The following is a 20,563-nucleotide window of genomic DNA, read 5'->3' as shown; positions in this document are numbered from 1 at the left end:
GTGGACCGCGCCACCTGTCGAACCCGTGTGCGGCTTCTCCGGGCGGACCTGGGCTGGGCATGTGATTGGCGACGGAGCCCGGCGAGTTTTGTGGGGCGTCGCAGGTCGGCGGATGGGGCGGCTGGTACGAGGTTGACGAGTGGGGCGGTGGCCCTGCCGGTCGTGGCCTGGCCTGGAGCTCGTGGGTCAGGCGGCTTTGGGGAGCCGGGTTTCGGCGGGCTCTTGGTAGTCGTGCATGCCCAAAGGGAGGGGGTCGCCCCAGAGCCAGTCGTTGACCGTCCCCTCGAAGTCGGTAGGCGGGCCGAAGGCGATGAGGCGGGAGGTCAGTGATGAGAGGTGGACCTGGAAAGGGGACGGCGGGGTCAGGGGGACTCGGCGGGTGGTTCCCCAGAAGTCGTTGAAGTCGGTCGGGGTCAGGTCGAGGACGTCGGGGATCGTGCGGTCGCCGACGGCGGGGCCGGTGGCCAGCCAGGACCAGTGGCCGGTCAGGAGGCGGCGGGCGGTCGTGCGCAGGACGTTGAGGGCGGCGAGGTCGTGCGGGCAGGCCACGCCGGCGATCTGGAGCTCGGGGAGGCCGAAGCGCCGCAGGCCTCGGGTGCGCAGCCGGACGCAGGCGCAGCCGTTGACGCCCTCGGGATCCATGCCGGGGTCGGCGGCCGTGCAGCGGCCGTTGGCGCGGAACGGCGGCAGGACGTCGCCCAGCCAGCGGTCGGCCAGCACGAAACGCGTTCGCTCCTGGGCGGACGGCGGCAGGACGTGGCCCGTGACAAGGTCGGCGGCGATGCCGCCGGTCGCCTCGGCGATGGCGTAGGCGGCGGCGCGGGCCACCTGGACCGCTCTGGGCTGGTCGGTGACCGGGGCGAACGCGGTGACGACGGCGAACTGCTCGGCGTCGTTGAAGGCTCGCGCGAGTTGCCGGTCCTCCGGGCGGGGCGCCTTGACGAGCCCGGGGTCCCAGCGAAGGCGGCCGAGGTCCTCGCGGGCGACCTGGAGCTGGGGTGTGCCCAAGCGACCTGCGATGTGGGCTTGGTAGGGGCCTGCCGCGGCCCTCAGAAGGGCTGCCGGGTCGCCGGGGATGCTCGTGGCGGCCACGGCGAACCTTGAAGTCGTGGTCGACGGGACCGGGAAAGTGATCGTGGCCATGGGACTCCTCCTCGCCTGTCAGGACTCGGCCAGCTTGCGCGGTCCCGCGGGCGGGAGGCAGTAGAACGTCGTTCTGTGGATAACTCGATGCCGACCCTCGGAGGACATGGGGAAGCAGTGGCGTGAGTGAGGCGAGGGGCTTGAGAGAACGGTGTGTCCTGGGGGGCGCGTGGTTCCGGTCTTGGGGCGTTGTGAGCGGGTGACCCGGCGGAACGGCCGGAAGAGGGGGGTAACAGACACGTCTGTCTAGTTCCGACACGCCGTTCACCACGGAAAAGACCAGCTTCGGCCGAATTCGTGGTGATTCGCGCGGCATCGACGGCGCAATCGGGGGGAATGTGTACGTTGGGGAGATCAACACTGCTGTGAGCTGCGGGGACGGGCCCCGCCGCCCAGCCTTGGAATCAGGAGGTCCCCGTGGCTCGAACACTGTCGAGGGGCACCCGTGTCACCGGTGCCGAACGCACCAGGCTCGCCGCCGAGCTCGCTCCGCGGTACGCCGCCGGCGAGAGCATCCGCGATCTGGCCGCCGAGACCGGCCGTTCGTACGGATTCATCTACAACGTCCTGAAGGAGGCCGGCGTGCCGCTCCGTGGCCGGGGCGGCAACACCCGGCGCAAGAAGGACTGACCCGCTCCCGACCACCGCGAGACAAGGAAGAAGCGAGCACATGGCCGGACGTCCCCCTCGCCCCCCGGGGGGACCCCGCGCGCTACCGACCGCGGAACGCTTCGGTGACCTCGGAGCGCCCGTTCAGACTGGCGAGGTCGGCGGCCGCCCGCCCGGCCAGCCAGCCCTCGTAGTTGGAGACCGAACCCGCCCGCCCCTTGGCGAGGTCGGGGAACATCGTGTCGACGGCCTGATCGACGGCCTGGTCGCGCGCCGCCAGTACCGGAAGAAGATCCTTCCCGCCGGCGTCCGCGGCCGCCCTGTCCGCCGCCCCCCGCAGCCGCTCCCCGATGCGGACGGCGTAGGCGTTGAGGAAGGCGTGGCGGAACGAACGCGTCCTCGACCGTCCCCGCGCGTCGCGCCTGGGACCCGCGTTCACCATGGCGGACGTGGCCTGCACCAGCAGTGACGTGAAAAGGATCTCCACCGCGGCCAGATCGGCCGGGAAGCCGAGGACGGTGGAGAACCCCAGCTCCCTGTGCCAGATCGCACGGCAGCGGTTCGCCTCGGCCACCACGGTCAGCAGGACCGCCTTGGGTGCGTCGTAGGGGCTGTCCACCGCGATGCGGCGCCCGTCCGGCCCTCCAAGGTCGCCCGTCTCCGCGGCCAGCAGCGCGTGGTCGATGCTGTGCCGCGCCATCAGCTCCTGGGCGCGCGCGCTGAGCGCCTCCGCCTCTTCGGGGAACTCCGTCGACTCGGCCTTGGCCAGGAGTGCCCGGACCCGGACGAGGATCCGCTGATCGACCTCCTCGGCTCTCCGAGGCTTCGAGCGTCCGAATACGCCGGACCCGCCGGTGGCTCCAGGAGGTGGGCCGATCGCGGGGAGCTTCGGAAGGGTTTCCAGGAGTTGGACGATCTCCAGGGCGCAGGCGACGTAGACCGCGCGTTCGACGCCTTCCCGGCGGCACCAGAGGGCCGGATGGGAGCCGTCGTCCGGCCACCACACCTCGGCTCCGAGGACCGCCAGTTGCTCGTGCCACCGGTCGTCGACCGCGCCGGAAGGGTAGGCGCGCATCTCGTCGGCGATCGCGTCCGCGGACAGGCGCGCATGCCGGGGCGTGTGCCGGCGAGCCGTGAAGCGCACCAGGTCGGCGGGTTGCCAGCCGCGCCGCCATGCGGTGGTGACGCCATGGCGCAGCCGGTCGGCGAGGCGGTGGTCGGCGGCGGCGGTCCAGGCGGGGACGTCGCCGCCGCCGGTCGTCAGTTCCGCGACGAGCCGCCGGAACGCGGCGCGGTCGCCGCGTGCCAGCGAGCGGACCGCCTCGTCCACGGCGAGGGCGGCCGATTCCTCGGATGCCGTACCGCGCCGCCAGGTCTTCCGCACCGCCACTCCCGCCGTCCGACGTCACCCCAGAGGGACGATCCTCCCATCCGGCGGCAGGGCCGGGCGTCTTCAGGTCGAAAGGGCGAGGCCCTCCCTCACTCCCGGCCAGGCCGGGCCGAGATCACCCGAGTTGGGTTCGGTTCGGCGGGGCCGGCTTACCGAGCCGGGCTTGGACAGCGGAAGAGTGGACCGGCGCCACATGCGGACATGACACTATGAGCGTGGACAACTTCGAATAGTGATCAATCCGATATCTTGGCTGATTGAAAGATCCACGAGATAGGCGCAAGCTGTCCCAGACGTCTGGAATGCCCCGCCCGCGTTCCTTCCCTCCGACCGACCGCCGACAGGACACGACTGATGTTCGAGATCTGGGAGACGGGTGAGCCCGCGCGGCTCATCAGCGATGCGGGGAGCCTGAAGGTGGCGCTCGAGAAGGTCGACACCATGTGCCGGCTCAGGCACGACCAGGCCGTGGCGCACGTGGGCGAGGCGGGCGAGGGCTACCACTTCGAGATACGGGACCACGACGGGAAGGCTCTGGCGCGGCTCAGCTACGTCCCGGACACCTCCCGCGCGTACCAGAGCGTCGTGGTCGAGGAGATGCGCGAGGACGCCTCCGGCTGAGCACCGGCCTCTCCGACAGCCCCCCGGTCGTCGCAGGGGGCTGTCGTCCGCGCGGCCCCTTCTCGTCACTCCTCGACGCTGACGACGGTCTCCTTGGCGTCCGGCGCCATGAAGCGCAGCAGCGCCTCGCCTTCGCCTCTCAGCTCGTCGACGGCGGCTTGGGGGAGGGCCTCGAATGGACGCATCCGGAGCGTGGCGACCTTGCGCTTGTACTCGGTCTCCCAGATGCCGCGCGCGAACCCGTCCCACAGGAACACGGCGCGGACGCGCAGGTTCTTGGTGGTGAGCATGGGCCGGTGGTCGTCGGCGATGACGCGCCGCCGGTCGGCGTGGGCGAGGACGAGGCTGTCGAACTCGGGCAGGAACCGCGCGGGAGCGGAGGCGTCCTCACCGGGGCGCGGCGCGTCCGGGAGGTCGAACAGCTCCCGGCCCTTGTCGTCGGTGAAAGTGGCCAGGCGCGGTCGCAGGCGGCCCAGGGCCTCACCGGTCGAGGACAGCCCCGACCACGTCTGCGCGTCGGCGGCGGAGGCCGGCCCGTAGGCCGCCAGGTAGCGGAGCATCAGCTCGTCCACCGCGTCTTCGGCGGCCGGTCCGGAGTCCAGCCATGATTCGGCGAGCGCGAAGCGCGCGGTCCGCGGGTAGCCCCACCTGTCCTCGGACGGCATCATCACGAGCGGGACGCGCAGGCGGACGGCATAGCCGAGGGCGCGGTCGTTGACGTCCGGGAACCGCTCCTGCAACCTGGCGCGGATCTCGTTGAACGTGAGCGGTCCCGCCTCCAGGAGAGAACGCGCGGCCGGGACGACCTTCTCCAGATCGAGGCCCTCGGCGCGGTCGCCGAGCACTCGCAGGCCGCCGTCCAGCATCGGTTGCAGCGACGTGCGGAACGCGGTGTAGTCGGCGCTCGTCACCAGGTGCAGGGTGGCGCGCATCATCGTGGCCCGCACCAGCGACCTGCCGTGCAGGGCGGCGTGCAGATCGGACGGCTCGAAGCCTTCGAGCCGCGTCCACAGCCCGAGGAACGGAGGCTTGGGCTCCTGCGCCTGCATCCCGCACAGCCGGTCCACGGCCTCGATCGCGGGGACCGGCTCCCGCGCGAGCAGCATCTGCCGCGCCAGTGTGGCCCGGTTGAGGGCCCGCGTGCTCAGGGTCTCTGTCATCCGTCCAGGATGCCGTCGATGGCGTCCCCACGCAGTGCCGCAGCCGACCGCGGGCGGGGGAGGCGTCGTATCGCACACGCCGGCCCACTCGAGAGTGTCAGCGGCGGTGAGCGGGGTGGGGGCGCGGACCAGTCCGTGATCGTCGACGCGCCGGCGGCGCGACCGCTCCCCGATCGCTTCGAAAGTCGTGATCGTTTACGTGACCGGAGAAGCACGCACCGTGCGGGCCGATCGGGCTCCGCCCGCCGGGGGAGCGGGCCGATCACGCGGATCCGTGCTGGTCAAGGCGTTGCGGGCACCCCGGGAACGCCTTTTGGAGTGATCGGGAACGAACGACGGAGGCGGGGGTTACGGCAAGATTTTTCTCGAAATGCACGTGCATCAGCCCTTGCACCTGCACGCCATCCCTAGCAGGATTACCCCGGACCCCCGCACGTGAACTCCCCGGAGATCGCGATGACCGCACACTTGAGCGACAGTGACCGACAGGCGCTGCGGCTGGCCCAGGATCTCCGCGAGGAGATGCGGGCGGCCCTGCCGCAGTTGCCTGCCCCGCCCTCGGTATCCCCGTTCGTCGATCAGGGCGGGATGCCGAGCGTCCTGCTGAAGATGGACGCCGAAACGGCCCGCGCCCTCATGGCCGTGCTCGCCGAGCGCCGCAGCGCGGCCGCGGCGGAGCAGCGCCGGGCGGACGGCTCGCACGTTCCGCCGCCCGTCCCGCCTCCCGCGGCCCAGGCCGTCCCGGCGGCGCAGGGCCCTATCGTGGGGGCCATGCCGTACGGGGAGCCCGCCTACGCGGAGACTCCTTACGCGGAGACTCCTTACGCGGAGGCACCTTACGCGGAGACTCCTTACGCGGAGGCACCTTACGGGGAGCCTCGTTACGCGGAGTCGCCCTACATCCCGCCGCAGCCGGGCCCCGCCGTGTTCACCGGCGGAACCGGCCCGACGCCGCTCGTGCAGTCGGTCTACCCGACGCACTGACGAGGACGTTCCCGCCCGTGCGGCTCACGGCCGTGCGGGTGCGCGCCCGCGCGGCCGGGCGCGAACATGTGCGGTCTGATCACGCGGGCCGCCCCTCCCTTCAGCGGTCGTACGTACGTCTTGACGGGTCCCGGGTGTGCGGTCACCCACCTTCAGCGCCCATCCCCCAGGCTGTTCACGCGCCGGGGCGAGAGCGGACGATGGGGCCATGGCGGCGTCCGGGCCGTCCGAGTAAAGATCTTTTTGGGGCGGGCCCGCCCCCGCCGACCGGCCCGCAGCCCCTATGTGAAAGGCGTTCCGGATAGTTCCGGTTTAAAAGATCTACCTTCCCAAAGGTAAAGAAATCCCCCGTTTGGTGACAGCACGGTAATGCCGTATATAGTCATCCCCAGGTCAGGGTCAAAGAACCGTTGACCCGGCCAATCGCATAACCGCCGCTTCCCGCCCGCCAGGCGGGATCCTTCGCCGAACGCAGCCGTACCATGCAGCGGCCGCGCACCGTGCTGGGCCCGTGAGCCCCCGGTCGGCATTCTCTCCCGCTTCACAGCAGTCCGTGTGATCCCGCACGTCCGAGACCGGTCGCGCGCGGCTCGTCACGGGCGCGGTCCGCCATGCCCGTGGACCGTTCCAAGTGGGGTCTCCCTCGCGGCGGCATCTCCCGAGTCTCGAGTCTCGGAGCCGTTCACCCCTGCCCGGATACAGGCGCCTGACCTGCGTGCCTTCCCCGTGCCGAACGGCAGCCCTGTACCCCGAACGAAGGATCTCCATGCAGCAGCGAGCGATCAACGTCATCCTGACCGGCGTCACCGGCACCGCCCTCGCGGGCATGATGGTGGCCGGTGTCGCCGCCGCGAGCGATGACTCCGCTCCCAAGAAGCAGTTCCTGCCGGATCAGGCCGTGGCCGCGCAGGAGCACAAGTCCCCCGAGCGGCTAGGCGACAAGAGCGCGCCGACCGAGCTCAGCCTGCCGAAGGCCCCGGACGCGGCCAAGCCCAAGACCGAGGCCCAGGCCGACGCCAAGGCCGCCCCCAAGAAGGCCAAGCCCGCTAAGAAGGGCCCGAAGGTCCTGCTCAGCGGCAAGACGACCTCGTCCTACTTCTGGGACGACGGGTCCGGCGTGAACGGCGACACCGGCGCCCCCGCCGGCGGCAAGCCGATGCAGAAGGGCCTGTTCGCCAGCCCGAGCTGGCCCTTGCACACCAAGGTCAAGGTGACCTACAAGGGCCGCAGCGTCACCGGCTTCGTCGGCGACCGCGGACCGGGCGAGCCGTCCCACCGGGGCGTGATGCTCGACCTCGACACCTACACCTTCCGGTACCTCCTGGACGGCAAGAAGCCGGCCAGCAAGTACAACGCCGGTACCGGCGAGGGCCACCTGAAGGGCGTCAAGTGGGAGGTCCTGTCCTGGGGCAACGGCGCCGGGAAGAAGGGCAAGCCCCAGCCTTTCGGATCATGATCTGAGGCCGCGGCCCATTCGTGGAACGGCTCACAGCGTGAATGTGAGCCCGCCCGCGATGCGAATCGCGACGTCTCCTCCAGACCCGGCGCAGGGCTGCCGGTGCATGGAAAGCGGGGATTCCCCGGTATCGAGAGATCACCGGGGAATCCCCATTTCCGGCGTGCCCGCGCCCTCGCGACAGCGCAGGCGCCGTGATCTGCACGGCCGGGGCGAGCCGTCCAAGACCAGCCGCCACACGTTGCCGGCGATGGGCATCGCGGCGATCGCCCGCCGCCGATGGCCGTGGACGGCGAGCTCTAGGAGGTCAGGTGGGCGATCACAGGGGCGAACGCCTCCATGGCGGTGTCCGGGACCTGGTAGTAGGTGAAGCCGAAGCGGTCGCGGCGGGCCAGCATCTGCTCGGCGATGTGCTCGGGCGGGCCCACGAACTGGGACGGCATGCCGAGCACCAGCTCGGCCGACGACGCGCCCCAGCCGCGCGTCACCGCGACCTTCGCGGCGGCGCGGCGGGGGTCGGGGCCGAACGCGGGCGTCACCATCATGCTCAGCTCGACGTCCCGCCCGCCGGCGGCCTCGCGGACCCGGTCGACCTTGCGGGCGATGGCGTCCGGCAGGCGCTCGGAGAGCTCGTCCGAGATCGTCCCCTCGGGGAGGGCGCGGGGGAGGATCCCGACCGTGTCGGCGTACCGGCCGGCGATGCCGAGCATGTGCCGGCTTCCCGCGCCCACGACGAGCGGCGGGCGCCGCTCCGGACGCGGGAAGACCGTCAGGCCGTCGACCGTGTAGTGCTCGCCGGCGAACGTGGTCTTCTCGCCGCTCAGCAGGCCGCGCAGGATCCGCAGGGACTCCGCCAGCCGCCCGACGCGCATCCCGGGGCGGTCGAACGGCATCCCGGCGGCCTCGTACTCGTCGCGGAGCCAGCCCGCGCCGACGCCCAGCTCGAAGCGCCCGCCCGACAGGTGGTCGAGGGTGGCGGCCTCCTTGGCGAGCATCACCGGGTGGCGGAAGTCGTTGGACAGCACCATCGTGCCCAGCCGCAGCGTGCTCGTCGCGGACGCGGCAGACGCCAGCGCCACCATGGGCGCGAGCTGGTCGCCGAACGGCTCGGCGACGAAGTGGTCCCGCAAGACGAGGACGTCGTATCCCAGCTCTTCGGCACGGCGGGCCGTCGCCGCCAGCTCATGGCCCGAGCGGATCGACTCGCCCACCACGCCGAAGCGGAAGTTCCTGTGCATGCCCCGAGCGTGCCCCAGGCGGCGGCTCCCGGCTGGCAGGATTCCGACGTCAGGTTTCGCCCGGCGGAACGAGGCGAGCGGCTCGGTCGCCGTCCGTGCGGCGTAAGGGCGTCACCGACTGCCCCGTTCGCACCGGTCACTTCCAGGCTGCGACGGGGCACGGAGATTTGCAAGCAGGGGCACGCCTACCCGCCCACACGCTGGGACAGGACCCGCCCCGGCCAGTCGCCCACCGTGAAGGCGGCGTCCGTCTCGAACCCCTTGCCCCGGTAGTACTCCACCAGCCGCCCGTCGTCGCCGCCGTAGCAGTCGACGCGCAGCAGGTCGACGCCCTTGGCCCGGGCCTCGTCCCTCGCCTTCGCGATCAGCGCGCCGCCGACGCCGTGCCCGGCGAACGCGCGGTCGGTGACCAGGAGGGTGATGTAAAGCTCCGGCTCCTCGACCGGGTCGACGTAGTGCGGGGGCCCGGGAGCGACGGCCATCACCCCGGCGGGCCGCCCCTCGACCTCCGCCACCCAGATCTCGTCGTCGCGGGCGATGCCGGTGACGCGCTCGACGCGGCGCGGATCCCGCGACCACGGCTCGCTGCCCCACTGACCCGTGCGGCCGTTGGCGGCCAGCCACGCCACCGCCCCGTCCAGCATCGACAACATCACCGGCGCGTCGCCGGGCCCTCCCTTACGGATCTCCATCGCACCTCCTCGTGCGAGGGAGATCCTGGCAGTTCCCGATCACCGGCGCGAGGGGCCTCAGGAGCCGATGAAGCCCTGGGCGCGCGCGAAGAGGCCGAGCGTGATCGAGTGGAGGAGGTCGCCGGTCTCCTTCGGCGCCTTGCCCGCGAACGCGCGGGCGTGCGTGCCCTCCAGGACGATGCCGAGCTTGAAGCAGGCCAGCACGGCGTACCAGGTGATGGACGACAGGTCGCGGCCGTCGACGGCGTCCGTCCGCTCGGCGTAGACCTCGACCAGCTCCTCGGCCGCGGGCAGGCCGCCGGCCGCGCCCAGGGGGCCGGCCAGGGCGGCGCTCTGGTCGGCGCGGTCCGGCCACGTGGCCAGCAGCCAGCCGAGGTCGAGCAGGGGATCGCCGATCGTGCACATCTCCCAGTCGACGATCGCGGCGACCTCCGGGCCGTCGAAGGAGTACATCAGGTTGGCCAGGTGGTAGTCGCCGTGCATGATCCCCGGACGCCACGCCTTGGGGCGGTGCTCCTCCAGCCACCGGGCCACGTCGTCCAGGCCGGGGATGTCCGGTCCGGGGTAGCCGTCGAGCGCGCCGTAGCCGTCGAGTTCGGCCGTCCAGCGGCCCACCTGCCGCTCCAGGAAGCCCTCGGGCTTGCCGAAGTCGCCGAGGCCGACCGCCTCGTGGTCGACCGCCCCCAGCGCGGACAGCGCCCGCGCCGCGTTCAGGCCCATCTCGCGCCGGACGGACGCGTCCCGCGCGTGCAGTTCCGGCAGCGTGACCGACGCGTTGAAGCCCCTGACGGGGGTCATCAGGTAGAAGACGGCGCCGCCCATGACGGACTCGTCGGGGCAGGCGGCGATGAGGCGCGGCGCGGGGACGTCGGTGCCGTCGAGCGCCCCCAGCACGCGGGCCTCGCGCCGCAGGACCTCGTTCGTCTTCGCGCGCAGGTGCCCGGGGCCGCGCCTGAGCACGTAGTCGCGCCCGCCCCGCCGGAACCGGACCAGCGTGTTCTGGGTCCCGCCCGCAAGCCGCTCGACGTCCTCGAACGGGCCGCCCGGCAGGCCCCGGCCCTCCATCCACCCGGCCAGGACGTCGAAGTCCACGAGGGCGCGGTCGATCTGCTCAGGCTGCACGGCGGTCCCTTTCCGACGCTCGATGTACCGGAGAGTAACAGTCATGCACTTGCATTACTTACTGAGGTGCCCCGATTATCGGAGGACACGACCGAGGAGGCTCGCCATGGCTTGGGACTTCGAGACCGACCCCGCCTACCAGGAACTTCTCGACTGGGCGGACGCCTTCGTCCGGGACGAGGTCGAACCCCTCGACCTGGTGCTCGGCGACCCCTACGACAAGGCGGACCCCCGCTACAAGCGGCTCGTGCGGCCCCTCCAGGACCAGGTGCGCGAGAAGGGCCTGTGGGCGTGCCACCTCGGCCCCGACCTCGGCGGCCAGGGGTACGGGCAGGTGAGGCTCGCGCTGCTGAACGAGATCCTCGGCCGATCCCGCTGGGCGCCGTCGGTGTTCGGCTGCCAGGCGCCCGACTCCGGCAACGCCGAGATCATCGCCCACTTCGGTACGGCCGAGCAGAAGGAGCGCTACCTGCGGCCCCTCCTGGACGGGGAGATCTCCTCCTCCTACTCGATGACCGAGCCGCACGGGGGAGCCGACCCGACCCTGTTCACCACGCGCGCCGTCCGCGACGGCGACGGCTGGGTCATCAGCGGCGAGAAGTGGTTCTCCTCCAACGCCCGCCACGCGACGTTCCTGATCGTGATGGCCGTGACGAACCCCGACGTGTCGGCCTACGAGGGCATGTCGATGTTCATCGTGCCCGCCGACGCGCCCGGCCTGGTCACCGTGCGGAACGTGGGCGTCGGCGGCGAGCGCGAGGGCTCCCACGGCTACCTGCGCTACGAGGACGTCCGGGTGCCGGCCGAGAACCTCCTGGGCGAGGAGGGCGGCGCGTTCGCCATCGCCCAGACCCGTCTCGGCGGCGGCCGCATCCACCACGCCATGCGGACGATCGCGCAGGTCCGCAAGGCGTTCGACATGATGTGCGAGCGCGCCGTCTCCCGGCAGACCCGGTTCGGGCCGCTGGCCAAGATGCAGATGACCCAGGAGAAGATCGCCGACAGCTGGATCGAGATCGAGCAGTTCCGCCTGCTGGTGCTGCGGACCGCCTGGCTGATCGACAAGCACCGGGACTACAAGAGGGTCCGCAAGGACATCGCCGCGGTGAAGGCCGCGATGCCGAAGGTCTACCACGACGTCGTCCAGCGCGCGATGCACCTGCACGGCGCGCTCGGGGTGTCGAACGAGATGCCGTTCGCCGCCATGATGATGGGGGCCGAGGCGATGGGCATCGCCGACGGCCCCACCGAGGTCCACAAGATCACCGTGGCCCGGCAGCTGCTGCGCGACGTCGAGCCCGTCGAGGGCCTGTGGCCGTCCGGCCACCTGCCCACCCGCCGGGAGGCGGCGCGGGAGCGGTTCGCCGAGGCCCTGGAGCATGCGATCGGCAATGAGTGACACACGGGAACGACTGCTGGACGCCGCGGAGACCCTCTACGCGGCCCGCGGCGTGGACGCCGTCAGCCTCCGGGAGATCCTCCAGGAGGCCGGCGCCCGCAACGCCACGGCCGTCCAGTACCACTTCGGCGACCGCGCCGGGATCCTGCGCGCGGTCTTCGCCCGGCACGCCCCCGAGGTCGAGGCCCGCCGGCACGCCCTGCTCGACGCCTACGAGGACGGCGAGCAGGGCGTCCGCCCCCTGGCCGCGGCCCTCGTCCGCCCCATGGCCGCCCGCCTGGCCGACGCGTCGGGCCGCGCCTACCTGCAGATCTGGGCGGACGTGCTGAACCGCCCCGACCCCCTCGTCCCGGTGGCGGTCCTGGACGACCCCGGCGACAGCCTCTGCCGCTGGCGGACCCTGGTGGAACCCCTCCTGGAGGAGGACGCGGCCCGGCTGCACCGCCGCTTCACCGCCATCCTGTACGCCGCGATCGAGCTGGCCCGCCGCGCCCGCTCCGGCCCCCGCACCGACGACCGCCTGTTCACCAGCTACCTGGTCGACGTCGTCGCCGCGATCCTCGGGGCCCCCGTCTCCCCGGAGACCCGCCGCCTCGCCGCCGAACGCGACGCCGCCCGCCGCTGACCAGGGCGAGGGGGGAGGTTGCATTCGTCCAAGACGGCCGGATCCGCTTCCCGCAGACTGGGCATGACCACCCAGGGAGGGACGATATGACCAGCGAGATCCGCCGAACCTTCTACCCGTTGATCCGGTCCGCCGACCCGGCGAGGACGCTCGAATGGCTGGAGAAGGCCTTCGGCTTCGAACCAGTGGACGTCCACAAGGACGACAAGGGCACCGTGGTCCACGCCGAGATGCGCTACGACACCGGCCTCATCATGTTCGGCACGAGCGTCACCGCGAAGTCGGCCGTCTACGTCGCCGTCGACGACCCCGACGCCCACCACGACCGGGCCAAGGCCGCGGGCGCCGAGATCTTCCGCGAGCTGACCGACCAGGACTACGGCTCCCGCGACTACGCGGCCCGCGACCCCGACGGCAACGAGTGGTACTTCGGCACCTACCGCCCCTGACCCTGACCAACGGCCGGGGACGGCGCGCTCGGGCCGGCAGGTCTTCCCGCAAAGATCACTGGGATGATGCGGCGGTGACCTTTCTGCTGATCGACCACCTGGTCAGAGTCTACGAGCCGTCCGGTCCCGAAGAGACCGGCGAACTCTTCGACGAGATCGTTCGAGAGATCCTGCCGACCGGGCACTCCGGTCAGGCCTTGTGGATCCGTCCGCGAGGCGAGGGGGAGGACGTCTCGGCCAGGACCTTCTCCAACCGCTACGACGGCAACGGCGAGGGGCTCCGTGTCGAGATCGACGTCGATGCCGGCCGGGCGGCGCTGACCTGGCTCCCGGACGACTCCATCGCCGTCGAACTGCCGCCGGGCGACCCGCTGCGGATCATGTGGTCGATCGACGCGCCGGTGATCACCGTGCCCGGCGGCAGGGCGAGGACGAGCGCGGCGACGGCCCGCCGCGCGGTGCTCGAGTACCTCGCCAGCGGCCGGCGCCCCCGCACCGGCATCGTCTGGACTCCGCCGCCCGAGGCCGCGCCCGCCACCGTTGACGGTGCTTCACGCCATCGCGATGGCGGAGCCCCGTGCGATCCGGTACCGGACTCGGACCTCCCCAAGCGGCTGGAGTATTAATCGGGGGCTTCGTGAAGAATGCGCTGCTACGGTGCGGGGGCCGGCCGCGGGACTTCGGTGCGACTTCCGGAACTTGCCTCTCAAGCGATGCTTCGCTGCTCGTGCCCCCATTCCCCGGCCGGCGCCTTTGACGGACCGGGGGAGTGATGAGCGAGACGTTCGCCGACCTCGTCGCGTGCGAGGACGTGCTGATGTTCGTGAACGCGGCGGTCACCTCCACCGGGCAGCGGGAGTTCCACCACGGTTCCGGGGAGCAGCGGCTCAGCCTGGAGTTCCTGCACGAGTACATGCTGGAGAACTACCGCGACATGTACGCGGCGGTGCTCGCGCTCGACGTCAACGACCACAACGCGGCGATCATCATCCGCAACCTGCTGGTGCGCGCGGGCGCGGTGGGGGTCGAGCGGCGGCGGGAGGAGGGGCGGCTGATCGCGCGGCGGCTGGAGCGTCTCCCGCCGCAGCGGGTGTACCGGCTCTTCCGCGACCTGCGGCGGCTCGGCGTGAACAACCGGCGGACGCGCGCCATCATCCGCGACTGGATGGCCGGGCGCCGCGACCCGGCGTTCGACTCCGTCAAGTACCGGACGGCGGTGAAGGACGCGGTGCGCCACGCGCATCTGCGGCTGCACGGGGAGCAGCCCGCTTTCCTGTTCGCGCCGTCCGGCGTCAAGGCGTTCAGGACGCCCCTCTACGAGCAGTGGCGGCGGGCGCACTACGAGCAGGCCGCGATCTACGAGCTTCCGTACACGGTCGCGGAGGGGTTCGCCGCCAAGCACAAGATCCCGCGCGAGGTGTTCCTGGAGCGGATCCAGCACAGGCTGACGCGGCTGGAGCGGCTGCGCCTGCAGGAGCGCGCGCGGGAGGCGAAGGTCGAGGCCGTCGGGGCCGACCTGGGCGAGATGCCGCTGACGCGCCTCGCGTCGTACGTGCTGGCGCTCCCGCTGGACGAGCGGTCCGGGCGGCGGGCCGAGCTGTCACAGGCCCTGCGCACCGCCGCGCGGCGCGTCGCGGGAGCCGCGCGCGGCTCGTGGGGGCGTGTCACGGCCGTGCTGGACGACAGCTACTCCTCGCTGGGCTCGGGGGAGAAGCGCAGGCGCCCCCTGGCGGTCGCGCTCGCCGCGCATTACCTGCTGGAGGCGCTCGCGAAGGAGTACACGCCGCTGTGGACGTCGGGACGCACCGACGAGCTGCTGGCGTACCCGTCCGGTCCGACGCCGCTCGGCCACCGGATCATCGACGCGCTGGAGACGGCGCCCGAGCGGCTCCTCATCGTCTCCGACGGCTGGGACAACGCGCCGCCGGGGCTGGCCGCCGACGTCCTGCGCGTCTGGCGGACGCGCCTGGACCCCGGGCACCGCCGCGCCCCGGGGCAGCGGGTCATGATCGTGCACCTGAACCCGGTGTACGACGCCGACGACTTCGACGTGCGGCGGCTGGCTCCGGGCGTGCCGACCGCGGGCGTCCGCGACGCCGAGGACCTGCCGACACTGGTCGAGCTGGCCCGGTTCGCCGAGGGGCGGGTCGGCCTGCCGAAGCTGCGGGCGCACCTCGCCGACCGGACCGCCCGCTTCCTGGGAGAGCGCGCATGACCTTCACGCTGGACGGGCTGGAGACGAGGCCCGCGCAGGTGTGGGGCTCGATCAGGCTCGTCCCGCTCGTCCGGGACGAGCCCGTGCCCCACCTGCGGCTGCACCGGAAGGTGTTCGAGGAGCCGGTGACGGTCGTGGACGTCGGCGACGCCGCCTACGTCTCGTTCGTCCCCCACGCCTTCGTCGCGACCTGGAGCGACGGCGACCAGACGCAGGCGGCCTCGTACGGGACCCGCCTCCTGGAGCGCGACACCCGGGCCGCCCCGCCCCGCATGCCCGTGCGGTTCACGCGGCGGATGGCCAGGAAGGCGGGCAAGGACCGGCTCCGCTTCCTCCCGCTGCACCTGGCCGTCGAGGGCTACCTGGCGTTGCACTTCGGCGGCCCGGAGATCGCCTGGGAGGAGTGGTCGCGCAGGGCGGTCGCGCACGGGCTCTCGCCGCGCTGCGAGGAGACCTACCTCGGGCGGCGGGTGCACGGCCTGGAGGACGCGCTGCGGATCTTCGAGATCCACCCCGGGCAGTGCGGCGTGCTGGTGTACGTCGCCGACGCCTTGGCGAGCGCGTTCGTCGTGCCGCATCCGGACGACTACCGGGCGCTGCACCCGACGCTGGTCGAGGACCTCTTCGGCGAGCTCGTCTACATGTACGGCCTCCTCGGCGCGCCCGCGGGCGACCTGACCGCGCCGATCGACCCCGCCGGGATCAGGACGCTGGCCGACCTGCGCGTCGCGGCGGAGATGCGCGAGGCGGAGTGGGCCGCCTTCCACGACGAGGTGATGGCCGGCGGGCTCTTCGACGAGGACGGCTCGCGCCAGGCGGTGCAGTCGCTGCACGGGTTCGAGCTGACGCGGTTCCTGCCGTCGTTCGGGCTGGGCAGGGAGAACCACATCGGCGAGGTCATCACCGGCGGGGACGGCCGGGTCGCCTACCTCAAGACGTTCCGCCTCTCGGAGGCGCAGGTCAGGCGCGGGTACCTGCTCAGGCGCCTGGCCGAGCACGACTGGCGGCTGGGCGCGGCCGCCGCCGCGCTCGGCGCCGACAGGGCGGGCCTGGCGCTGCGCCTCGAAAGGGCCGGGTTCGGGTACCTGCTGCGGCAGGACGTCCTCGACCACTTCCGGGCGCAGCGCCGCGCTACCTGAGGCCCGCGCTACCTGAGGCCCGCGCTACCTGAGGCCCGCGCTACCTGAGGCCCGCGCTACCTGAGGCCCGCGAACAGGTCGTCCTCCCGGGCCGGCGCCTCCACCCGGCTGTGGTGGCGGATGAACGTCTCCGACGAGAACGCCGCCTTCTGTATCTCCTCGGGCAGCTTGAGCAGGAAGATGTTCTCGCCCTGGCTGGCGTGCGCCAGCAGCGCGTCGCGCTTGGCCTCGAAGTGGGCGGAGACGTCCAGCGCGGTGGTGATCAGCTCGTCGGGGGTGCCGAAGTCCTCGGGCGGGTCGAAGCCGAGGTCGACGCCCGCGGCCCGGACCGCCTCGAACATCTGCTGGATGCCCGACCGTGGAATGGCCGTGTAGTAGAGCTTGTCGGGAATGCCGGTCTGCTCGGCGGCGGCGAGCGCGATCCGGTGGGCCCGGATGTGGTCGGGGTGGCCGTAGCCGCCGTTCTCGTCGTAGGTGACGACCACCTGCGGCCGGTAGCGCTCCATCAGCGCGGCGAGCCGCCCGGCCGACCGCTCCAGCGGGACGTTGGCGAACGCGGCGGGGTCGTCGTTGGTCGACCAGCCCTCCATGCCGGAGTCGCGGTAGCCGAGCAGCTCCAGGTGGCCGATGTCGAGCAGGGAGGCCGACCTCCGGAGCTCGGCGAGGCGGCGCCGGGCCACCTCCTCGGCGTCGTGGCCGGGCTCGCCGGGCTTGACGCCGCCGGAGTCGTCGCCCTGCTCGCCGTTGGTGCAGGTGACCAGGACCGTGCGGACGCCCTCGGCCGCGCTGCGGGCGAGCAGGCCGCCGGTGCCCAGCACCTCGTCGTCGGGGTGGGCGTGGACGGCCATGAGCGTCAGTTCTCGCGTCACTTCGGGACTCCTCGGCAGGTTCGGCCGCCCACTCTACGTCCCGGGGGTGACAACCGATCAGGTCTGCGAGGTGGACTCGGCCCCCGACAGGTCGGCGACCGTCAGCGGGTGCGCGGGCGCGTCGAAGGGGAACACCGAGGACGCCTCCAGGCCGTCCACCAGGAGCAGCTCGCCGGGGTCGAGGAGCCGCCAGCCGGGGTCGTCGTCCAGGCGCTCGCTGGCGAGGACGCACGCCGGCGTGGCCTCCCGGTGCCTGGCCACCCTCACCGTGCCCTGCTCGCGGCCCGCGCCGAGGTGGCGCTCCTCGTCCGGCTCGGTCAGGTGCGGCGTGGTCACCCACAGTTCGTGGGTGTCGGGATAGCGCAGCGCCCACACCCGCCCCGGCTCGGCCAGCAGGAGGTTCAGCGCGAAGATCGGCAACTCGGCGGCGATGCGCCGGACCGCCGCGATCAGCCCGCTCGCGGTGTCGCCGCGCCGCCGGATCTCCGCCGTGATGTAGGCGAAAACGAGCTCGGAGTCGGTCTGCCCCCGGACCGGCGCCCGGTCCACGTCCGTGAGCCACGAGTCGAGGACGTCGGTGCCCCGCACCACCCCGTTGTGGGCGAACAGCCGGTCGTCCATGACGAAAGGGTGGGAGTTGTGGACGTCGGGAGCGCCCGTCGAGGCGTACCGGACGTGGGAGAGGAAGGTGTGCGACACGACGTGCCGGGCCTCGGAGTTGAAGTCGGCGTCCCGGAACGCGGCGACGGGCGCGCGGTCGCGGACGGGCTCCCCGCCCAGCGAGAACCAGCCGAGGCCCGTCCCGTCGGGCATGCGGCGGCTCTGGGAGCGAAGGCTGTCCGGAGCGTCCAGCAGCCAGAAGGTGGCGCGGACGCGCGGTCCTCCCGTGGTCATCCCGAACAGGCGGCACATGCAGGGACGATGCCCGCCCGGCGGCTCCCTAAGACCCGGCACGGTAAAAGGCCTTCGACGGGCGGCCCCGAATGCCGTACGGTCCAGATATGGGGTCGCCGGTGGTTCTCCTGGACGTCGACGGGGTGCTCAACCCGTTCGAGCGGCCGCACCGCGGCTTCCGGCGGCACAGGTGCTCGCCGAACGGGATCACGTACAGGCTGTGGCTCTATCCCGGGCACGGGCCGACGCTGCTCGACCTGGCCGAGTCCACCGGCGCCGAACTGGCCTGGGCGAGCTACTGGGGCGACAACGCCAACGACTGGATCGCCCCCCGCATCGGGCTGCCGGAGCTGCCGTTCGTGCCGATACCGCAGTTCCCCGGCGCGGCGGACGGAGGCACGCTGGGCGCCTGGAAGGCCCGGCACGTGGCGGCGTGGGCGAAGGACCGGCCCTTCGTCTGGTTCGAGGACGAACCGGATGCCACCGAGTGCATCGCCGGGGAGCCGGACGTCGCCGACCACCTCCTCGTGGAGGTCGATCCGCTCACCGGCCTGACCGACGACCACATCGAGATCGCGGCCGCCTGGCTGCGCGCCCGCTCCGGCTGAGCACGGCTCCGGCTCCCCAGAGGTTCCATTCGTCCAAGACGCTCCTTCCGTGGTCCTCCTAGCGTCGGGGAGGCGAAGAAGGGAGCCGATAATGCCTAGATCACCGCTGATGGACGTGGCCTTCGGATTCATGCCGGCGCAGATCCTCCACGTGGCCGCCGAGCTGGGGGTGGCGGACGCCTTCGAGGGCGACGGGCCGAGATCGAGCGCCGAGCTGGCGGAGGCGATCGGCGCACACGCGCCGTCCCTGCACCGGCTGCTGCGCGGCCTCGCCGGGATCGGCGTCGTGGACCAGAAGGAGCCCGACCTGTTCGCGCTCACGGCGGAGGGGCGGCGGCTGCGCGCGGACGCCCCCGACTCGATCCGCTCGCTGATCAGGCTCTTCTGCGGCCGTGACGTGTGGCGGACGTGGGGCGACATGGCCGAGACGGTGCGCACGGGGGAGTACGCCTGGGAGCGGGTGACCGGCAGGACGCCGTTCGAGTACTTCGCCTCGGACGGCGAGCTGTCGGAGACGTTCAACAGGGCGATGGCCGAGCACACCCGCGACGTGGCACCTGCGGTCATCGAGGCGCACGACTTCGGCCGCTACGGAAAGGTCGCGGACCTCGGCGGCGGCGACGGCACGCTGCTCGCCGCGATCCTGCGCGCCCATCCCGGCCTGAGCGGCGTCCTGTTCGACCTGCCCGCCGGGCTGGCCGACGCGTCCGGCGCCCTGGACGGCGTCACCGAACGGACCGAGATCGTGCCGGGCGACTTCTTCGAGGCCGTCCCCGAGGGCGCGGACGCCTACGTGCTCAAGAGCGTGCTCCACGACTGGCCCGACGACAAGGCCGCCGCGATCCTGCGGAGCTGCCGGGCGGCGATGGGACCGGACGCCCGGGTCCTCGTCCTGGAGCAGGTCATGCCGGAGATGGTCGCGCCGGGCTCGGCGGGCATCGTCCGCAACGACCTCAACATGCTCGTGGCGACCGGCGGGCGGGAGCGCACCGAGGCCGAGTTCCGGGAGCTGCTCGACGCCGCCGGGCTCACGGCGGTCTCGCTGACCGGACCGCTCGGCCAGACGGCCTACCACGTCATCGAGGCGCGGATCGCGGGCTAGCCTCCGTCAGGGTCCGCTTACGTCGGGGCCGGGCGGCCGTGCAGGATGGGACCGCCGCAAGCAGCCCGACGAAGGAGTGCCCCGTGAGTTCTCTCGACGGCCGTACGGCCCTGGTCACCGGTGGAAGCCGGGGGATCGGCCGGGCCATCGCCCTGGCCCTCGCCGCCGACGGCGCCCGGGTCGCCGTCGCCTACCGGCGCGACGACGAGGCCGCCCGCAAGACCGTCGCCGACATCGAGGCGGCGGGGGCGCGCGGCCGGGCGTTCCGCGCCTCGGTCGACGACCTCGACCAGTGCCGTTCGCTGGCCGCGCAGGTGGAGGCGGAGCTGGGCGGGCTGGACATCCTCGTCCACAGCGCCGGGATAGCCAGCCGGGGCCGCAGCGTCGCCGACACCGATCCCGCCGAGTTGGAACGGCTCATGCGCGTGCACGCGTTCGGCCCGCACCACCTCAGCCAGGCGCTGATCCCGCTCATGCGGCGCGCCGGGCGCAGCGACCTGGTCTTCGTGTCGAGCGTCGTCACCGACCTGATGCCGGCGTTCGGCGGCCCCTACGCGATGGGCAAGGCGGCGATGGAGGCGCTCGCCCAGGTGATCGCCAAGGAGGAGCGCGGCCACGGCATGCACGTCAACGTCGTCGCCCCAGGCCTGGTGGACACCGAGATGGGGCGCCGGCTGGTCCGCGCCACGGCCGGGATCGAGGACATCCGGCAGCAGGACGCCGCGTCCCCCTACGGCCATGTGTGCACGCCGGAGGAGGTCGCCGACGTGGTCCGGTTCCTCGTCTCGGACGCCGCGTCCTACGTGACCGGTCAGCGCGTCGTCGTGGACGGCGGGACGTTCTGACGC

21 protein-coding genes are annotated in these 20,563 nt (G+C 72.2%); 13 read left to right on the top strand and 8 right to left on the bottom strand.

All coding sequences use genetic code 11. The features are described from left to right. Positions 1-186 precede the first annotated feature (186 nt). Complete coding sequence (locus FKD65_RS05660; RefSeq protein WP_141576476.1) at positions 187-1,143, bottom strand: hypothetical protein; 957 nt, start codon at positions 1,141-1,143, stop codon at positions 187-189. Positions 1,144-1,560: 417 nt separating this feature from the next. Between FKD65_RS05660 and FKD65_RS05655 the strand changes: the two genes are divergently transcribed. Beyond that, positions 1,561-1,773 (top strand): helix-turn-helix domain-containing protein, encoded by a 213-nt coding sequence (locus FKD65_RS05655; RefSeq protein WP_021594883.1) that lies wholly within the window; start codon positions 1,561-1,563, stop codon positions 1,771-1,773. Between the two features lie 82 nt (positions 1,774-1,855). On the opposite strand, the gene FKD65_RS05650 is transcribed toward FKD65_RS05655, so the two are convergent. Next, on the bottom strand, positions 1,856-3,136 hold the full coding sequence (locus FKD65_RS05650; RefSeq protein ID WP_141576475.1) for a DUF2786 domain-containing protein: 1,281 nt from the start codon (positions 3,134-3,136) through the stop codon (positions 1,856-1,858). Positions 3,137-3,496: 360 nt separating this feature from the next. Here FKD65_RS05650 and FKD65_RS05645 point away from each other — a divergent pair, with 360 nt between their 5' ends. Further along, positions 3,497-3,763 (top strand): hypothetical protein, encoded by a 267-nt coding sequence (locus tag FKD65_RS05645; RefSeq protein ID WP_141576474.1) that lies wholly within the window; start codon positions 3,497-3,499, stop codon positions 3,761-3,763. 65 nt (positions 3,764-3,828) lie between these two features. Here the strand turns inward: FKD65_RS05645 and FKD65_RS05640 are convergent, their stop codons facing one another. Then, entirely contained in the window at positions 3,829-4,923 is a 1,095-nt protein-coding gene (locus tag FKD65_RS05640) for a winged helix DNA-binding domain-containing protein (protein ID WP_141576473.1), read from the bottom strand. A gap of 456 nt (positions 4,924-5,379) precedes the next feature. Here FKD65_RS05640 and FKD65_RS05635 point away from each other — a divergent pair, with 456 nt between their 5' ends. Together FKD65_RS05635 and FKD65_RS05630 are read left to right on the top strand one after the other, a co-directional pair. Next, the gene (locus FKD65_RS05635; RefSeq protein ID WP_141576472.1) at positions 5,380-5,907 is read left to right on the top strand and encodes a hypothetical protein; all 528 of its coding nucleotides are present in this window, start codon (positions 5,380-5,382) and stop codon (positions 5,905-5,907) included. A 766-nt stretch (positions 5,908-6,673) separates the two neighbouring features. Next, entirely contained in the window at positions 6,674-7,363 is a 690-nt protein-coding gene (locus FKD65_RS05630) for a hypothetical protein (protein WP_141576471.1), read from the top strand. Positions 7,364-7,662: 299 nt separating this feature from the next. Here FKD65_RS05630 and FKD65_RS05625 read toward each other — a convergent pair whose 3' ends face one another. From FKD65_RS05625 to FKD65_RS05615, 3 genes are all read right to left on the bottom strand, one after another. Beyond that, the gene (locus tag FKD65_RS05625; protein ID WP_141576470.1) at positions 7,663-8,601 is read right to left on the bottom strand and encodes a TIGR03621 family F420-dependent LLM class oxidoreductase; all 939 of its coding nucleotides are present in this window, start codon (positions 8,599-8,601) and stop codon (positions 7,663-7,665) included. A 185-nt stretch (positions 8,602-8,786) separates the two neighbouring features. Beyond that, positions 8,787-9,293, bottom strand: a complete 507-nt coding sequence (locus FKD65_RS05620) for a GNAT family N-acetyltransferase (protein ID WP_141576469.1) — start codon at positions 9,291-9,293, stop codon at positions 8,787-8,789. 57 nt (positions 9,294-9,350) lie between these two features. Next, positions 9,351-10,415: a phosphotransferase family protein gene (locus FKD65_RS05615; protein WP_368367221.1), complete on the bottom strand. Its 1,065-nt coding sequence runs from the start codon at positions 10,413-10,415 to the stop codon at positions 9,351-9,353. 106 nt (positions 10,416-10,521) lie between these two features. Between FKD65_RS05615 and FKD65_RS05610 the strand changes: the two genes are divergently transcribed. The 6 genes from FKD65_RS05610 (at position 10,522) to FKD65_RS05585 (ending at position 16,242) form a co-directional block, all read left to right on the top strand. Beyond that, positions 10,522-11,814: an acyl-CoA dehydrogenase family protein gene (locus FKD65_RS05610; RefSeq protein WP_141576467.1), complete on the top strand. Its 1,293-nt coding sequence runs from the start codon at positions 10,522-10,524 to the stop codon at positions 11,812-11,814. Further along, the gene (locus tag FKD65_RS05605) at positions 11,807-12,439 is read left to right on the top strand and encodes a TetR/AcrR family transcriptional regulator (protein ID WP_240809980.1); all 633 of its coding nucleotides are present in this window, start codon (positions 11,807-11,809) and stop codon (positions 12,437-12,439) included. Before FKD65_RS05610 ends, FKD65_RS05605 begins: the two co-directional genes overlap by 8 nt. Positions 12,440-12,525: 86 nt before the next feature. Further along, complete coding sequence (locus FKD65_RS05600; protein ID WP_141576465.1) at positions 12,526-12,888, top strand: VOC family protein; 363 nt, start codon at positions 12,526-12,528, stop codon at positions 12,886-12,888. Between the two features lie 74 nt (positions 12,889-12,962). Continuing rightward, positions 12,963-13,514: a hypothetical protein gene (locus tag FKD65_RS05595; protein ID WP_141576464.1), complete on the top strand. Its 552-nt coding sequence runs from the start codon at positions 12,963-12,965 to the stop codon at positions 13,512-13,514. A 146-nt stretch (positions 13,515-13,660) separates the two neighbouring features. After that, positions 13,661-15,103: a hypothetical protein gene (locus tag FKD65_RS05590; RefSeq protein ID WP_141576463.1), complete on the top strand. Its 1,443-nt coding sequence runs from the start codon at positions 13,661-13,663 to the stop codon at positions 15,101-15,103. Then, a complete protein-coding gene (locus tag FKD65_RS05585) occupies positions 15,100-16,242 on the top strand; it encodes a hypothetical protein (protein ID WP_141576462.1) in 1,143 nt (380 codons plus the stop codon). Before FKD65_RS05590 ends, FKD65_RS05585 begins: the two co-directional genes overlap by 4 nt. A 56-nt stretch (positions 16,243-16,298) precedes the next feature. On the opposite strand, the gene FKD65_RS05580 is transcribed toward FKD65_RS05585, so the two are convergent. Beyond that, the gene (locus FKD65_RS05580; protein ID WP_205718554.1) at positions 16,299-17,111 is read right to left on the bottom strand and encodes a PIG-L family deacetylase; all 813 of its coding nucleotides are present in this window, start codon (positions 17,109-17,111) and stop codon (positions 16,299-16,301) included. A gap of 57 nt (positions 17,112-17,168) precedes the next feature. After that, positions 17,169-18,023 carry a class II glutamine amidotransferase gene (locus FKD65_RS05575; RefSeq protein ID WP_141576461.1) on the bottom strand — a complete coding sequence of 285 codons (855 nt, stop codon included), beginning with the start codon at positions 18,021-18,023 and terminating at the stop codon, positions 17,169-17,171. A gap of 89 nt (positions 18,024-18,112) precedes the next feature. On the opposite strand from FKD65_RS05575, the gene FKD65_RS05570 reads away from it, so the two are divergent. The 3 genes from FKD65_RS05570 (at position 18,113) to FKD65_RS05560 (ending at position 20,560) form a co-directional block, all read left to right on the top strand. Continuing rightward, on the top strand, positions 18,113-18,613 hold the full coding sequence (locus tag FKD65_RS05570; protein WP_141576460.1) for an HAD domain-containing protein: 501 nt from the start codon (positions 18,113-18,115) through the stop codon (positions 18,611-18,613). A 91-nt stretch (positions 18,614-18,704) separates the two neighbouring features. After that, a complete protein-coding gene (locus tag FKD65_RS05565) occupies positions 18,705-19,715 on the top strand; it encodes a methyltransferase (protein ID WP_141576459.1) in 1,011 nt (336 codons plus the stop codon). 83 nt (positions 19,716-19,798) lie between these two features. Then, positions 19,799-20,560: an SDR family NAD(P)-dependent oxidoreductase gene (locus FKD65_RS05560; RefSeq protein ID WP_141576458.1), complete on the top strand. Its 762-nt coding sequence runs from the start codon at positions 19,799-19,801 to the stop codon at positions 20,558-20,560. Positions 20,561-20,563: the final 3 nt, after the last annotated feature.

The organism is Actinomadura sp. WMMA1423 (assembly GCF_006547145.1).
Taxonomy (GTDB): domain Bacteria; phylum Actinomycetota; class Actinomycetes; order Streptosporangiales; family Streptosporangiaceae; genus Spirillospora.
Note: the sequence above shows the minus strand (reverse complement) of the source record. Positions and strands in the feature narration are given on the sequence as shown.

Bases quoted from the DNA above. Each gene is read 5' to 3' on its own strand.
- FKD65_RS05660 (WP_141576476.1), bottom strand. From the start codon at position 1,143: ATGGCCACGATCACTTTCCCGGTCCCGTCGACCACGACTTCAAGGTTC.
- FKD65_RS05645 (WP_141576474.1), top strand. From the start codon at position 3,497: ATGTTCGAGATCTGGGAGACGGGTGAGCCCGCGCGGCTCATCAGCGAT.
- FKD65_RS05640 (WP_141576473.1), bottom strand. From the start codon at position 4,923: ATGACAGAGACCCTGAGCACGCGGGCCCTCAACCGGGCCACACTGGCG.
- FKD65_RS05635 (WP_141576472.1), top strand. From the start codon at position 5,380: ATGACCGCACACTTGAGCGACAGTGACCGACAGGCGCTGCGGCTGGCC.
- FKD65_RS05630 (WP_141576471.1), top strand. From the start codon at position 6,674: ATGCAGCAGCGAGCGATCAACGTCATCCTGACCGGCGTCACCGGCACC.
- FKD65_RS05625 (WP_141576470.1), bottom strand. From the start codon at position 8,601: ATGCACAGGAACTTCCGCTTCGGCGTGGTGGGCGAGTCGATCCGCTCG.
- FKD65_RS05620 (WP_141576469.1), bottom strand. From the start codon at position 9,293: ATGGAGATCCGTAAGGGAGGGCCCGGCGACGCGCCGGTGATGTTGTCG.
- FKD65_RS05610 (WP_141576467.1), top strand. From the start codon at position 10,522: ATGGCTTGGGACTTCGAGACCGACCCCGCCTACCAGGAACTTCTCGAC.
- FKD65_RS05605 (WP_240809980.1), top strand. From the start codon at position 11,807: ATGAGTGACACACGGGAACGACTGCTGGACGCCGCGGAGACCCTCTAC.
- FKD65_RS05600 (WP_141576465.1), top strand. From the start codon at position 12,526: ATGACCAGCGAGATCCGCCGAACCTTCTACCCGTTGATCCGGTCCGCC.
- FKD65_RS05590 (WP_141576463.1), top strand. From the start codon at position 13,661: ATGAGCGAGACGTTCGCCGACCTCGTCGCGTGCGAGGACGTGCTGATG.
- FKD65_RS05585 (WP_141576462.1), top strand. From the start codon at position 15,100: ATGACCTTCACGCTGGACGGGCTGGAGACGAGGCCCGCGCAGGTGTGG.
- FKD65_RS05575 (WP_141576461.1), bottom strand. From the start codon at position 18,023: ATGTGCCGCCTGTTCGGGATGACCACGGGAGGACCGCGCGTCCGCGCC.
- FKD65_RS05570 (WP_141576460.1), top strand. From the start codon at position 18,113: ATGGGGTCGCCGGTGGTTCTCCTGGACGTCGACGGGGTGCTCAACCCG.
- FKD65_RS05565 (WP_141576459.1), top strand. From the start codon at position 18,705: ATGCCTAGATCACCGCTGATGGACGTGGCCTTCGGATTCATGCCGGCG.